Source organism: Lysobacter sp. Root604, from assembly GCF_001427505.1.
In the GTDB taxonomy this organism is placed as follows: Bacteria; Pseudomonadota; Gammaproteobacteria; order Xanthomonadales; family Xanthomonadaceae; genus Lysobacter.
Window position 1 is genome coordinate 850,005 of record NZ_LMGS01000009.1, and the last position, 15,363, is coordinate 865,367.

The 15,363-nt window shown below is 64.5% G+C and carries 10 protein-coding genes; 8 read left to right on the forward strand and 2 right to left on the reverse strand.

The genetic code is table 11. From position 1 onward, the window contains the following. Positions 1 to 33: 33 nt before the first annotated feature. The 5 genes from ASD69_RS12020 to ASD69_RS21955 all read left to right on the forward strand — a co-directional run bounded on the left by ASD69_RS12020 (position 34) and on the right by ASD69_RS21955 (position 6,891). Complete coding sequence (locus ASD69_RS12020) at positions 34 to 4,773, forward strand: RHS repeat-associated core domain-containing protein (RefSeq protein ID WP_162250646.1); 4,740 nt, start codon at positions 34 to 36, stop codon at positions 4,771 to 4,773. Then, complete coding sequence (locus tag ASD69_RS21940) at positions 4,770 to 5,105, forward strand: hypothetical protein (RefSeq protein ID WP_157499167.1); 336 nt, start codon at positions 4,770 to 4,772, stop codon at positions 5,103 to 5,105. The genes ASD69_RS12020 and ASD69_RS21940 overlap by 4 nt, the downstream gene beginning before the upstream one ends. 194 nt (positions 5,106 to 5,299) lie before the next feature. Beyond that, positions 5,300 to 5,680 (forward strand): hypothetical protein, encoded by a 381-nt coding sequence (locus ASD69_RS21945; RefSeq protein ID WP_157499168.1) that lies wholly within the window; start codon positions 5,300 to 5,302, stop codon positions 5,678 to 5,680. A 26-nt stretch (positions 5,681 to 5,706) separates the two neighbouring features. Next, complete coding sequence (locus ASD69_RS21950; protein ID WP_157499169.1) at positions 5,707 to 6,129, forward strand: hypothetical protein; 423 nt, start codon at positions 5,707 to 5,709, stop codon at positions 6,127 to 6,129. A 237-nt stretch (positions 6,130 to 6,366) separates the two neighbouring features. Further along, entirely contained in the window at positions 6,367 to 6,891 is a 525-nt protein-coding gene (locus ASD69_RS21955) for a hypothetical protein (protein ID WP_157499170.1), read from the forward strand. 216 nt (positions 6,892 to 7,107) lie between these two features. On the opposite strand, the gene ASD69_RS12025 is transcribed toward ASD69_RS21955, so the two are convergent. Both ASD69_RS12025 and gcvA read right to left on the reverse strand, forming a co-directional pair. Next, entirely contained in the window at positions 7,108 to 7,992 is an 885-nt protein-coding gene (locus tag ASD69_RS12025; protein ID WP_056178123.1) for an alpha/beta fold hydrolase, read from the reverse strand. A gap of 191 nt (positions 7,993 to 8,183) precedes the next feature. Further along, positions 8,184 to 9,095 (reverse strand): transcriptional regulator GcvA, encoded by a 912-nt coding sequence (gene gcvA / locus ASD69_RS12030; protein WP_200943990.1) that lies wholly within the window; start codon positions 9,093 to 9,095, stop codon positions 8,184 to 8,186. Positions 9,096 to 9,474: 379 nt separating this feature from the next. On the opposite strand from gcvA, the gene acnD reads away from it, so the two are divergent. The 3 genes from acnD to ASD69_RS21960 all read left to right on the forward strand — a co-directional run bounded on the left by acnD (position 9,475) and on the right by ASD69_RS21960 (position 15,306). Beyond that, on the forward strand, positions 9,475 to 12,072 hold the full coding sequence (acnD, locus tag ASD69_RS12035; protein WP_056178127.1) for a Fe/S-dependent 2-methylisocitrate dehydratase AcnD: 2,598 nt from the start codon (positions 9,475 to 9,477) through the stop codon (positions 12,070 to 12,072). An 86-nt stretch (positions 12,073 to 12,158) separates the two neighbouring features. After that, complete coding sequence (gene prpF / locus ASD69_RS12040) at positions 12,159 to 13,349, forward strand: 2-methylaconitate cis-trans isomerase PrpF (protein WP_056178129.1); 1,191 nt, start codon at positions 12,159 to 12,161, stop codon at positions 13,347 to 13,349. A 346-nt stretch (positions 13,350 to 13,695) separates the two neighbouring features. Further along, positions 13,696 to 15,306, forward strand: coding sequence for an XVIPCD domain-containing protein (locus ASD69_RS21960; RefSeq protein ID WP_056178131.1), 1,611 nt, complete (start codon positions 13,696 to 13,698; stop codon positions 15,304 to 15,306). Positions 15,307 to 15,363 lie beyond the last annotated feature (57 nt).

Consider the following 15,363-nt stretch of genomic DNA (forward strand, 5'->3'; position numbering starts at 1 on the left):
GCGTCAGGTAATACAACTAGAGAAGGGGATGGTATGGGTTTCGAAGGAATGAGCTGTCAGCGCGCCACTGCCGTACGGCTGCGCCTGTCGATGATCCTCTTGTGGTCCTTGTCCTGGTTTAGCGGCGCCGCTGCCGCGCAGGAAATAGGGCAAGTCTGGGTCAGCGACTGGGCCTTCAACGGGCCGCACCTCACCGAGCGCGCCGTGCAGCAGGACATGGAAAGCCTCCATGCCAATTCGCTGCCCTACGGCCCCTTCAGTTTCGAGGTCACCAAGCAGACCGTACTAGACGATCGCACCGTCTATCAGTACGAGTTCGAGCGCGTCCCGCCCGTGGTGGGACAGTGGAGCCACCACAGCCTACTCGACCCGCAGCAGCCGAACGCGACCCTGCAGATGGTGGTGGATCAGATCAAGGCGCGTCTGAATGCGGACAGCACCGGCCAGGGATGCGCCGCGTCCACCATGGTGACCGTATCGCCGAACTGGCAGGTACAGAGCAGTTGGGATAACGGCCAAAGCCTCAACGAGGACACCACCTACACAGCCAGTTACGCCGTGATGAGCGGCGGCGGCTGCAGCAGCACCAACGAGAACGGATCGATCTTGCGCAATCGTTCGATCCAATGCCCCAACATCACCGTGCACGCATGGAGCAGCGCCAAGCAGGCCTGCGCCGGCGTGCCGGGCTCCGAGATGACTTACGCCAGCGCGCCGGTGCGCATGTGCCCGAACGAAGAGGATTGCCAGCCTGGCAGCGGCAACAAAACCGAGGCCACGCGCGATTTCGACCTGGGTTGGATCTCGTTCCAGCGGCGTTACAACTCTACTGGTTCGGCGGCGGCTGGCGGCTTCGGCAGTGGCTGGACGCATTCCCACAATATCCGTCTGAGCATAGGCACCAACCCGAGCAGCGGAAATTCGACTTTGCACTACGGGCTAGTCGACGAGGATGGCGTGCACACGCCGTTTAAGAGCTTGGGCGCCGCCTACGAGGCCGCCGATGGCAGCGGCGATCGGTTGGTAGCCTCCGGTGCGCAGTGGACGATCTATCGCGCCGACCGTGTGCTGAGCTTCGACGCCGATGGGCGTCTGTTGCAGCAGCGTTATGACGACGGCACTACGTTGAGTTACGCCTACGACAGCCAGCAGCGGCTGAGCACCATCACTCATAACAGCGGCCGTACGCTCGTATTCGCCTATGTCTCGGCCAAAGGCGGCTCGCCGATCGCTTCGATCACCTCAGCAGGCACGGTACTGGCCAGCTATGGCTACACCGCAGGGGGACAGGTCGAGACGGCGACCTACGCCGGTGGCGCGCAACTGCGCTATCACTACGGCTCGACGTCGTTCCCGGCGCTGCTGAGCGGGGTCACGGCCGAAGACAACCGACGCCTTAGTACCTACGACTACGATGCCAAGGCGCGTGTCGACTACAGCCTCGAGGGCAACCTGCTGGATGGACCCGTGCTGGACTATCAGGCCTCGGGCACAGCCACCGTGACCAATGCGCTGGGCCGCACGAACACCTACACCTTTACCGCCGCGCCGCCCAGCGGCGCGCCGAAGAAATTGGCGTCCGTCGCCAATAGCGCCGGTACCCGCAGCTACACCTACTATCCGGAAGCCACCGACTTCCGGCGCCGCATCGATACCGTCACCGATCGCAACGGCACGGTGACCAAGCACCAGTACGCCGACACCACCGACGCCGTGTCCGGTTTGCTGGTGCGCGTGCATACGACGACCGAGGCGCAGGGCACCGCGCAGGCGCGCGTCACCGAGCAGCGTTACGAGCGATCGCAGAACCGCTTGCTGATGACCCTGGTGGGGCAGCGCGAAACCAGAATCGCCCGCAATGCACGTCAACAGCCGGTCACGGTGACCGTGCGCGATACCGCCAACAGCGCGACCCGCGCCACGACCTACGCCTACTGCGAAGCGGCCGATGTGTCGGCGCTCAACAGCACCTGTCCGCAGCTGGGATTGTTGAAGTCGATCAACGGCCCACGCACCGACGTCAGCGATATCACGGGTTACGCCTACTACTCCAGCGACGACGCCAGCTGCGCATCCGCTCCAGCGACCTGCCCGCATCGCAAGGGCGATCTATGGAAGACCACCAATGCCCTGGGGCAGATAATCGAAGTGCTGAAGTACGACGCTCAGGGGCGCGTGTTGTCGCTCAAAGACGTCACCGGCGTGGTCACCGACTACGAATATCACGCACGCGGCTGGCTGACCGCCACCAAGGTCCGCGGTACCAACAACGCGGTCGAAACCGACGACCTGATCACCCGCATCGAGTACTTTCCGACCGGCCTGGTCAAGCAGGTCACCCTGCCCGACGGCAACTACACCCGCTACGACTACGACGCCGCGCAGCGATTGACCAGCGTCACCGATCGCTCCGGATGGAACATCCAGTACACCCTGGACGCCGCCGGCAACCGCACGGCCGAGGACTACAAGAAGAGCGACGGCGTTATGTATGCCACCCGATCGCGCGTGTACAACGCGCTCGGCCAGCTACACACCGAAAAGGACGGCCTGAATAACGCCACCCAGCATGTTTACGATGCGGTCGGTCGCCTGGACGCCACGACCGACGCGCTGGCGCGGGTCACCGACCACGACTACGACCCCTTGGGCCGTTTGGTGCGCACCCTGCAGGACGTCGGCGCCGGTAGGATCAACGCCGAAACCAAGTTCCAGTACGACGCCCACGATCAGGTCGTGCAGGTCACCGACCCCAAGGCCTTGAACACCACCTACGCCTACAACGGCTTCGGCGACCTGACCCAGCTGAATAGCCCGGACACCGGCATCACGACTTACACCTACGACAGCGCGGGCAACCGCAAGACCCAGACCGACGCCCGCAGTATCACCGCCACCTATAGTTACGACGCCCTTGGGCGGACGACCCAGCAGGCTTATCCCACGGCCGTCCTGGGGACCACCTACACCTACGACACGGCCGCTAGCGGCTGTCCCGCGGGCGAGACGTTCGCGCAAGGCCGCTTGAGCCAATCCAGCGGTACTGGCAGCACGATCCGCTACTGCTACGACCGCTTCGGCCGCATGGTCCGCAAGACCGTATTGACCACAGGCCCTACCCTGACACTGTTGTATGCCTACACGCAGGCGGGCGCCCTGAAGTCGGTGACTTACCCCGACGGTACCTTGGTCGACTACGTGCGCAGCACGCACGGCCAGATCACCCAGATCGGCGTGACCCGCCCGAGCCAGGCCCGCGAGATTCTGCTCACCTCGGTGGGCTACTACCCTTACAGCCCGTCGGCCGGCTGGGTATACGGCAACGGCCGCGCGATGACTCGCAATCTGGATCGCAACTACGCGGTCTACAAAGTGCTGGGGGCGCAAGACGGCCTGTCGCTGTACTTGCATCGCGACGCGGTGGGCAACGTGACGCGCCTGAGCACCGCCGATCAGGCGACGATCCTGGCCCGTTATCAATACGACGCGCTCAACCGCCTAACCCAGACCCAGGACGGTCCGACCGGCATCGCCTTGGACACCTATGCCTACGACGCCACCGGCAACCGCACCAGCATGCTGCATGGCGGCGCCACCCAGACCTACGCCTATCCGGCCTCCAATCATCGCCTGAGCTCGAAGGGCGGCGTGGCCCGCACCTACGACGCCGTCGGCAACACGACCGGCATCGGCGGCACCGCACAGCAATTCGTCTACAACGACCTGAATCGAATGAGTCAGGTCAAGGCCAACGGCGTAGTGCAGATGAGCTACGCCTACAACGGCCAGGGCCAGCAGGTGCGGCGCTACAACGGCACCCACATCCGCCACGCCATGTACTTGGAGGACGGCCGCTGGCTGGGCGAGTACGACGACGCGGGCGTGGCGCAGCAGCAAGTGGTCTGGCTGGACGATCTGCCGGTGGGGCTGTTGGCCGGCAACGGCCCTACGCAGAAGCTGCATTACATCGAGCCCGATCACCTGGGTAGTCCGCGCGCGGTGATCGACGCCGCGCGCAACGCGGCGATCTGGAAGTGGCAGCTAAAGGGCGAAGCGTTCGGCGCCAGTCCGCCCGAGCAGGATCCCGATCAGGACGGCACCGCGTTCGTGTTCGACATGCGGTTCCCAGGGCAGCGCTACGATGCGGCTAGCGGGCTGAATCAGAACGGGTTCCGCGACTACGACTTCGACGGCGGAAGATATGTCCAGAGTGATCCAATAGGGCTTAGTGGTGGCATTAATTCCTATGCCTACGTCGGAGGGAGCCCCCTGAGCTCTATTGATCCGTCTGGCCTGGAGGGCTTTGGTTCTCAGCAAAGCGCCCCGCTTATGTACGACTTGGGGCAGCGACATGGAGCAGCAATACGCGCTCGCTACGCGCTACTAGAGCAATGGAGACTGTGGGGGCACAGCAACTTCCCCGGTGAGCGAAATTCGGCCATGAGACATTGCACGGTAAGTTGCATCGTTGGCGATCGTATGGGCACAGGAAAAGCGCGTGCAGCAGGAGTTGGCAACGAGGTCATCGGTTTCATTCGTTGGGATATTCGGATGCTTGGAAGCAGATTGCGAGGAGATACGCCTTGGGCTTTCCAATGGGACGATTTGCAAAACAATGAGCGTGGTTTTAGTGCGTCTGATGGACTGGTTTGCGGGCTTTCTGACCAGCAGTTGCCTGAAGAATGCATGCGGAAGTGTTTGCAGTCCCTCTCATCGCCGCCGCCGTCGTCGCGTAGGATTGACCCCAGAATATTTAAAAGGACGCCACTATGAGAATATTTATTCTTATGATCTTGATAGCGCCTGCGGTTGGCTGCTCTTCAGGGCTTACGGAGAAGCGCGTAGAGCAAGATTTTCGTGGCTTGATCAAGGCAAACTACAAGGTCATCACTATCGAGAAAGTGCACCGCGTCTCCTTTGGCGACGGTTGGGATGATGGTGCCGAGGTAAGGGTTTACTTCGTAGCAAAATGCGAGACAGGGGGTGCTGCCGATGCTCAGGGTGCCGAGTGCTGGGATGGAGAAATGCACATGCAGATGTCTTATCAAAAGAACTCTAGCGGCAGTTGGGAATTATTGTCGTCTAGGGTTCTTGCTGCAGAGTAGGGAATTCATTGCTACGTGATAGACGAAGCTCAGGGCACCCACAGTTCCACATTAGTCTGACACCCGGCTCAGACTTTTCTGGTTGCGCAAGCACGACAGCCCGAGGTGCTGGCCCCACGACACAGGATGGTCGCAGGTCGGGCTTAGATGCTACTAGTCCGTATTTACCAGATCCTTGCAAATGAAGGGATGACATGAAGTCAGTTTCCTGGCGAGTTGCATCACTAGTACTCGTTGCTATTGCGTATGGATTTTGGATAAATATTGTCGGCAAGCAGTATCTTCCTATGCTATTGCTGCTCATGAGTGTGTTGGCGTTCGTAATTCTTATGCTTCTTGGCCAGAGATTGCTTCGTAACAAGTCTCTGGCTTTCTATGTGGGCATCGGTTTTTTGGCGGGATACGCTTCTTCTGTGGTCGCCGCGTTGGTGGTTACGTTTGTTCTATATGGCGTTTCGAATTTTGCCGAGCGCGCGTACCCGGCAACACTTTTTGATTACCCTCTGGTTTCCCTGGTGTGGGCATTTGGTGCGATTTCAATGTTAGCAATGAAAGTGAGAGATAATAAGCGGTAGTGTAGTAGGCCGTGAGGATGCTTTCGGTGAAGAATTTCTTCGCTTTTTCTCTGTTTGTCGTTCTGCTTCATGCGGCACCTGCAGTGGCGGCGGCCTCAGCGCGACGTGTTTGTGTGTCGCCAGTTAAAGTGAAGTCCGTCGATCGTGGCTTGGTTCTGTCACCTCCAGGTAGTCCGGATTTTGGTAGGTATCCTGGAAAGGAGCACTTGGTCCAGATCGATAACGGCTCGAAAATTGCGGTTCAAGAGCAAGTAGGCACATTGCTGTCCGTCGAGTCGGGTCGGAAAATTCATTTTTTTAAGGTCTATCGCGATAAAAAGATTATTCATTCATTTCGCTTCAGTTTTTCTAGGGCGAGTGCGAAATGCATAGTCTTTAATCCGGCGCACGAAAGTTGGTCTATCACCGACATTGCTGATGTTTCCAAGTGCGGATGTAAGTTGCAGTGAATGCCTGTTTTCGATAGGGAGTTGGCTTGAGATGGGCTGTGCCATACGACCAGATCACCGAGGTTGGCATGACCGGTCCGAGCCAGAGAGGCGCTGGTTCAAAACTTTAGTAAAAAAGTATGCAGAGACTCATTTCATGCCAGACGGCTCTCCACCGTCGACCGCGGATCAAATATTGTTCCGATTGTTTGATAGCTCAGACCCTCCGCCGCCTCCAGCGTCTACCGATGTGATTTGATGAGATTCAACTGTCAAGAAGAAGTCTTTCAGACCGGTTTTCTGCTTAAGGGTAGAGTCGTCTGGTTTGCTTGGGTGGCGTCGACAACCGGTTCTGACTATTTCATGGTCGAGAATGGTGTCTTGCTTTGGTCTTGCGAGCGCGCGGATCTCGAGATTCGCCTAAGAGATAAAGGTTATGCGGTTGAAAAAGAGGCGAGCTATTTTGATGTTGACGCTCTTGTCGGCGGCTTGAGGAGAGGCTTTGTTGTCAGTCCGGAACTGGCTCTCAATGTCTGGAATTTATTCACGGATTTCTATAGCGCCATTCATCGAAAAACGGTCGCAATGTTCTGTGCGGAATTTGATTCGGATGGGTTGTATGAGCGCTTGTTCTCTTTGTGCGAGGTGGCGAGGGCTGTTGATTTGGAGGCGGCTCAGTTGTCTGTCAATGACGTTAAGGTGTTATGTGAAATAGTTGAGGCGGGGCTTGGCATGGTCGACTCGCATGTCCATGAAGGGAGGGGTGGGAAAGCAGTTAATTGAGGAATTCATCTAGTCCGTTGATTGCTTCAAATCGGGTTGGCTTTTTACCGTGCAATGCGGGCGCGATGGGTCGATGCCGATCGTGGTTTGTTCTGTGCGATCCAGGCTTTTCCTTTATCGCAGATGCACGCTGGATAGGCGGATGCCTTCTAGTGCATGGGGCACCACTCGCATATGACCTTGTCGACATTGGTCGTGTGGCATCGGTGTATGCGCTCAGCCAGAGGCTTGCAGGAAAGACAGCAGCAAGCGATTCACTTCGTCGGGCTTCGCCAGCGCCGCCAGGTGGTGAGCGCCGGGAATCACTTCACCGCTGAGGCCGGGCATGCGCGCTAGTGCGCGGCGCAGGGTCTTGCGCGCGGGGTACAGCGTCTCGCGTTCGCCGATCAGCAGCAGGGTGGGTGCGCGTATCGTCGCCAGCTCGGCGGTATCGAACACGGGTGGCGCGATCAGGTTGGGGCGCGCCGAGTCGCTCATGACCACCGCCATCAAGGCGGCCCAGGCCTCGTCGTCGACGTGCAGCGTCGCGTCAGGGCCGAGCAGGTCGGCGATGCCGCGCCGGCGTTGGCCGCGTAGCCAGCGTGCGATGCGCGCGCGCAGGAAAGCCCACAGCAAGCCGCCGACGAACACGCCGGCGGGACTGATCAGGGCGACGCGTCGCACGCGCTCGGGCGCGCGCAGCGCCTGGTTCAGGGCCAGGAATCCGCCGTAGGACGCGCCCACCAGAGAGGCGCGCGCCACGCCCAGGCCGTCGAGCAGGTCGGACAGCCAGTCGGCCAGGTCCTGCGCGTTCGCGAAGGCGCGCGTCTGCACGCTCTTGCCGGCCTGTCCGGGCGTGTCCACGGCGTAGGTGCGATAGACCGCGCTCAAGGCCGCCACGTTCGGCCGCCACAGGGTCGCGCTGCCGGCGAAGGAGGGCAGCAGCACCAAGGCCGGCGCGGACTCGGGGCCGCTGGCGATCACGTGCGTGGCGCCGTAGCGCGTCGGTACGTCCAGTTCCTGGTAGTCCATGGGCCAGGCCCGCAGCACCGCGTCGTAGGCGGTGCGATAGCGGGCCTCGCTTTCGGGCGAGGAGAACGCGGGGTAAGAAGTGGAGCTCATGAACTTCACCTCCAGCGTAGGGATGGCGTTCGTCGGCGCGGCGCACGTGCGACGGCGGCGAACTCTACTGCGCAAGCGGCGACGCGGACAGTCTGTTGGGGCGCGAATTGCGGGGGTACACTGCTAGTCAAGGCGGCGCTGTTTTCTCGCGGTTTCCGGCCCCGGTGCGCATTGGCGCGCGGCGCGCGCCCTCAGTTCTCGGCGACGCCCGCCTGTTCCAGCAGCCAGCTCCGAAACGCGCGGATGCGCGGATCGTCGCGACTGCGCTGCGGGTAGACCAGGTGATAGGCGTACTCCGGCGCCACCGGCACGACCGTGTCGAACAGCCGCTGCAGGCGGCCCTGGGCGAGGTCGTTGGCGATCATGTCCAGGTCGGCCAGGCCGATGCCGCCGCCGTCGATCACCGCCTGCACGACGTGGCTGGAATCGGAGAAGCCGACGCAGCGGCGGTCGTCGAAATTCTCGATGCCGGCCGCGGCCATCCACATCCGCCAGTTCGGCCAGACCATGCCGTCGGTCTTCCAGTCGACGTAGTACAGGGTGTGCCGCAGCAGGTCACTGGGGTGTTCGAGTTTGGCGCCGTCGGCGATCAGGCGTGGGCTGCACACAGGTGCGATCACGGTGTCGAACAGGCGGTCCGCACAGGCGTCGGCGACACGGCCGGTGCCGAAACGGATCGCCAGGTCGATGTCGTCGCCGTCGAAGTCGCGCAGGGCATCGCTGATGTCGAAGCTCAGTTCCAACTCGGGGTGCGCGGCCTGGAGCTGCGGCAGGCGCGGCAGCAGCCAGTTGGTCGCGAAGCGCGCGCTCAGAGAGATACGCAGCTGGGTGGCGCCGCGCGCCATGCCGCGTGCGCGACCGACCGCGCGTTGCAGCGATTCCAGGGCCGAGGCCGCGGCTTCGAACAGCGTCATGCCGGCCGGCGTGAGCTGCAGGTTGCGGCCGCCGCGCGCGAACAGCACCAGGTCCAGCTGGTCCTCCAGTTCCTTGATCTGATGGCTGACCGCGGCCGGGGTCAGGCCCACTTCCTCGGCGGCGCGGGTGAAGTTCAGATGCCGGGCCGCCGCCTCGAAGGTCCGCAGCGCGCGCGTGCCTGGGAACATGCGATTCATCGATCTCAGGGCCGATGCCAGGGAGGGGCGAGGATTGCCCGTTTCGACGGGGACGGTCAAACCAGTGGTAACCGCGATCGCCTTGGGTGACGGGCATCGGCGCGGTCGGATCGGCCGCCGCGCGCGCGTTCGCCCGGCTTGCGACGGCGCTTACGTGGCCCGGAACGCCCGGCTTTGCCGCCGCATGGCCCCGGCGCGACGGCAATTGCGGGATAATCGCACCCGCCGGCGACTCCCGGCCTCGGCATCGCCGTCTTCCTGGTTACCGCATGCGCGCATGTGGCGGGCCTGGGTTCGTGCGTGGCGCCGTCGCCATTGCGATGCCGGCATATGCAAGACCGCCCTTTCGCATTGAAGCCAGCCGCCAGCCATGAACACTGAATACCGCAAGCCGCTACCGGGCACCACGCTCGACTATTTCGACGCACGCGCCGCGGTCGAGGCGATCGCGCCCGGCGCCTACGACCGCCTGCCCTATACCTCGCGCGTGCACGCCGAGAACCTGGTGCGGCGCGCCGAGCCGGCGATGCTGGCGGCCTACCTGACCCAGTTGATCGAGCGCCGCAGCGACCTGGACTTCCCCTGGTTCCCGGCGCGCGTGGTCTGCCACGACATCCTCGGCCAGACCGCGCTGGTCGACCTGGCGGGCCTGCGCGACGCCATCGCCGAGCGCGGCGGCGACCCCTCGCAGATCAATCCGGTGGTGCCGACCCAACTGATCGTGGACCACTCGCTGGCGGTGGAGCACGGCGGTTTCGACAAGGATGCGTTCGCCAAGAACCGCGCCGTCGAGGACCGCCGCAACGAGGACCGCTTCCACTTCATCAACTGGACCAAGCGCGCGTTCCGCAACGTCGATGTGATTCCGCCGGGCAACGGGATCATGCATCAGATCAATCTGGAGCGGATGTCGCCGGTGGTGCATGCGCGCGACGGCGTGGCCTTCCCCGACACCCTGGTCGGCACCGACAGCCACACCCCGCACGTGGACGCGCTGGGCGTGATCGCGATCGGCGTCGGCGGCCTGGAAGCCGAGAGCGTGATGCTGGGCCGCGCGTCGTGGATGCGCCTGCCCGAGATCGTCGGCGTGCACCTGAGCGGCAAACCGCAGCCCGGCATCACCGCCACCGACATCGTGCTGGCGCTGACCGAGTTCCTGCGCCAGTCCAAGGTGGTCGGCGCCTACCTGGAGTTCTACGGTACAGGCGCGTCCGCACTGACCCTGGGCGACCGCGCCACCATTTCCAACATGGCGCCCGAGTACGGCGCCACCGCGGCGATGTTCTTCATCGACGACAAGACCATCGACTACCTGCGCCTGACCGGCCGCGAGGACGCCCAGGTCAAGCTGGTCGAAACCTACGCCAAGCAGACCGGCCTGTGGGCCGACGCCCTGGTCGGCGCGCAATACGAGCGTGTGCTCGAGTTCGACCTGTCGACCGTGGTGCGCAACATGGCCGGCCCGTCCAATCCGCATAAGCGGCTGCCGACCTCCGAACTGGCCGCGCGCGGCATCGCCGGGCAGTGGCAGGACGTGCCGGGTCAGATGCCCGACGGCGCGGTGATCATCGCCGCCATCACCAGCTGCACCAACACCAGCAACCCGCGCAACGTGATCGCCGCCGGCCTGATCGCGCGCAACGCCAATGCGCGCGGCCTGGTGCGCCGGCCGTGGGTGAAGAGCTCGCTCGCGCCCGGCTCCAAGGCGGTGCAGCTGTACCTGGAAGAGGCCGGCCTGCTGAGCGAACTGGAGCGGTTGGGCTTCGGCATCGTCGCCTTCGCCTGCACCACCTGCAACGGCATGAGCGGCGCGCTGGACCCGGCGATCCAGAAGGAAGTGATCGAGCGCGATCTGTACGCGACCGCGGTGCTGTCGGGCAACCGCAACTTCGACGGCCGCATCCATCCCTACGCCAAGCAGGCCTTCCTGGCCTCGCCGCCGCTGGTGGTCGCCTACGCGATCGCCGGCACGGTGCGCTTCGACATCGAGAAGGACGCGCTGGGCTACGACCCCGACGGCCAGCCGATCACGCTCAAGGACATCTGGCCCAGCGACGAGGAGATCGACGCGATCGTCGCCAGCAGCGTGAAGCCGGAGCAGTTCCGCCAGGTCTACGAGCCCATGTTCCGCTCCGACGGCGCCGTCGGCGGCAGCATCGACCCGCTGTACGCCTGGCGCCCGCAGAGCACCTACATCCGCCGCCCGCCGTATTGGGAAGGCGCGCTGGCCGGCGAACGCACGCTCAGCGGCATGCGCCCGCTGGCGGTGCTGGGCGACAACATCACCACCGACCATCTCTCGCCGTCCAACGCGATCATGCTCGACAGCGCGGCCGGCGAATACCTGGCCAAGATGGGCGTGCCGGAAGAGGACTTCAATTCCTACGCGACCCATCGCGGCGACCACCTCACCGCGCAGCGCGCGACCTTCGCCAATCCCAAGCTGCTCAACGAAATGGTGCGCGACGAGGCCGGCAAGGTGCGTCAGGGGTCGCTGGCGCGGATCGAGCCGGAAGGCGAGGTCACGCGCATGTGGGAGGCGATCGAGACCTATATGGAGCGCCGCCAGCCGTTGATCATCGTCGCCGGCGCCGACTACGGTCAGGGCTCCTCGCGCGACTGGGCGGCCAAGGGCGTGCGCCTGGCGGGCGTGGAAGCGATCGCCGCCGAGGGCTTCGAGCGCATCCACCGCACCAACCTGATCGGCATGGGCGTGCTGCCGCTGGAATTCCTGCCCGGCACCGACCGCAACACGCTGGGCATCGACGGCACCGAGACCTTTGATGTGATCGGCGAGCGCACCCCGCGCGCGACCCTGACCCTGGTGATCCACCGTCGCAACGGCGAGCGCGTGGAGGTGCCGGTGACCTGCCGCCTGGACACCGCCGAGGAAGTCTCGATCTACGAGGCCGGCGGCGTGTTGCAGCGTTTCGCCAACGATTTCCTCGAGTCCGCGCAGGCGGCTTGAGGCCGATATCGCCGACCTCGCCGCCGCGGCGGTCGAGGTCGCGATCCTTACGCAACCATTCCCCCGATCCACGGAAGCCATCGCCCATGTCGTACCTCCCCCAGCTCCGCATCCCCGCCACCTACATGCGCGGCGGCACCAGCAAGGGTGTGTTCTTCCGTCTGGAGGATCTGCCCGCCGCGGCCCAGGTGCCGGGGACGGCGCGCGATGCTCTGCTGCTGCGCGTGATCGGTTCGCCCGATCCCTACGGCAAGCACACCGACGGCATGGGCGGCGCGACGTCCAGCACCAGCAAGTGCGTGATCCTGGCCAAGTCGGCGGTGCCGGAGCACGACGTCGATTATCTCTACGGCCAGGTCGGCATCTCGCAGTCCTTCGTCGACTGGAGCGGCAACTGCGGCAACCTCAGTTCCGCGGTGGGCCCGTTCGCGATCGCCGCCGGCCTGATCGATCCCGCGCGCGTGCCGCACGACGGCATCGCGATCGTGCGCATCTGGCAGGCCAACATCGGCAAGACCATCATCGCGCACGTGCCGGTCAGCAACGGCCAGGTCCAGGAGACCGGCGACTTCGAACTCGACGGCGTGACCTTCCCGGCCGCCGAGATCCAGCTGGAATTCCTGGATCCGGCCGACGAAGGCGAGGGCGGTGGCGCGATGTTCCCCACCGGCAACATCGTCGACGACCTGGACGTGCCGGGCGTGGGCACGCTGCGCGCGACCATGATCAACGCAGGCGTGCCGACCATCTTTCTCAACGCCGCCGACCTGGGCTACACCGGCGCCGAACTGCAGGACGCGATCAACGGCGATCCCGCCGCGCTGGCCAAGTTCGAAACCATCCGCGCCCACGGCGCGGTGCGCATGGGCCTGATTGCGGACATCTCCGGCGCGGTGCAGCGCCAGCACACGCCCAAGGTCGCGTTCGTCGCGCCGCCGCAGGACTACACCTCGTCGGGCGGCAAGCGTATCGCCGCCGCCGACATCGATCTGCTCGCGCGCGCGCTGTCGATGGGCAAGCTGCACCACGCGATGATGGGCACGGCCGCGGTCGCGATCGCCACCGCCGCCTCGGTGCCCGGCACCGTGGTGAACCTGGCCGCGGGCGGCGGCAACGACCGCGCCGCGGTGCGCTTCGGCCATCCTTCCGGGACCCTGCGGGTGGGCGTGGAAGCGCGTCAGGTCGACGGCGAGTGGGCCGTGACCAAGGCCTCGATGAGCCGCAGCGCGCGCGTGCTGATGGAAGGCTGGGTGCGCGTGCCCGCCGACTCCTTCTAAGCAAGGGGCAAGCTAAGCAAGGGACAAGGCCGGCGGCGGGCGCCCGCGCCGCCGCCCGCCCTGGCCGGCCGTCGCCGCTGGGGCCGTTTACCCGCCGAGCGTGGCTGGGCCATGGCGCCGGTTCGGCGCTGCCGACCGGGCCGCGTTCCGGCACGACCGCTCGTCGTTTATGTCCACGGTATGTGTGGATTAAAAGTGTCATGGAGGTGGCGAGTAGCGGTATCCTCGCCGCCGTGCCCGCCGTGAGCTCGATCCGGCCGGGGCAAGGCCGGCGCCTGGGGACGAGCGCCGGTCGTCGATCCGCCAGTCATCACGGAAGTCGGTTTCATCGACAGGGAGAGGCAGCATGGCGCACGAGTTCATTCCGACCCAGTTGCACGGCGGCGGCCGGGTCACCTTGGTGAAGTGGGAAGACGAGGCGCCGACCAAGCACGGCGACGATCTGCAGGCCAAGGCCTGGAACCCCAGCCATCCGCGCAAGGGCGTGGGCTTCTACGAGTCGACCATCGACTACATGCGCAACGACTGGGCTATCGAGCACATGTCGCCCACCAAAGCGTCGAAGGACGGCAAGCATCTGCTGCTGTTTCACAACGCCGCCACCGATACCTGGCATTCGGCCGACGCGCTGGACATCGATCACGCGCGCAAGTGGAAGGAGCATCTCACCGCGCTCAAGGTCGACAACTACGCCGACGCCAACCGCGCCTACAACGACGTCGGCAACCTGCGCCTGCTGCCGTCGCCGGTCAATCGCGCGCGCGAAAGTTTCGAGACCATGCTGGAGGAGCACGGCAACGACTCCCCGCAGACCAAGGCCTGGGTCAAGAAGCATTTCGCCTTCGACCCCGACGCGGCCCATCCGGCCTACGACGCCGAGAGCGACCTGGCGCGGCGCACCGTCGCCACCACCGGCCGGGATTGGGATTCCAGCGAGGGCCGCAAAGGCCTCAGCTTCGACACCCGCGTGCTCGACAAATGGTTCGACCACCAACTCAAGGAGAGCTACGCCGGCAGCGTCGAGATGACCAGCCCGACCACCGGCAAGGTCACCGCGGTGCCGTTGTTCCATTGCGCGGCGTCCGGCCAGCTATGTACGCGCGACGCCCTCGACATCGACCATGAGGTGCCGTTCGAGATCCTGGCCAAGGAGATGGTGAAGTACGCCGAGGGCGGCGTGGCGACCAAGGCCAACGCGCTGGACGCGTTCAACGAGACCAGCAACCTGCGCCTGGTCTCGCGCAGCGCCAACAGTTCGCACGAGTGGGAGCTGGACCAGTTCGGCAACTACCGCGACGACGAAGACCCGGAGTTGTCCGGCGAGTTCGACGATTTCATCGACGACGAAGTCGCGCCGATGCAGCTGGGCAGCGAATCGCGTTCGAACGCGGCGCCGCCGCTGGCCGCGTCGGCCGCGGCCGCGAGCCCGTCGCTCTCGACGCCCGCGTTCAACCCCTTGTCGTCCACGCCCTCGTTCGCCGCGTCGCCGACGGTGGCCGCAGCGGCGACGGGCCTCGGCGGCGCGCCGTTCGGCGCGACGCAGCCCAGCGCGCAGACGCAGCCCCCGGTGTTCGCGTTCGCGGCGGCCGTCGCGGCCGCGCCGCTGATGAACGACCCGCGCCATCCCGATCATCCGCTGTTCGCGCAGGCGCTGAAGTGCCTGCAGGCGGGGCCGGGCGCGAAGCTCGGCCCGACCCAGCAGGAGAACGCGGCCTCGTCGCTGGCCTGGGTGGCCAAGGCCAACCAGATGACCGCGATCGATCAGGTGGCCTATAGCGAAGGCAAGTTGTTCGTGGTGCAGAACCCCAACTCGCCCGGGCGCCTGATCGCGTCGGCGGGGGCCGACCTGGCCGCCAGCCGCACCGTGGAGCAGAACACTTCCGTTATCGACAAGCTGCCCACGCCGGCCAAGGCGCCCGCGCCAGGGCAGGGCCAGCAGCAACCGATGACTTACTGACGGGTCCGCCCGCCGCCCGCCCGCCAAGGACGCCGATGCGTCACCGCCAAGGAGCCC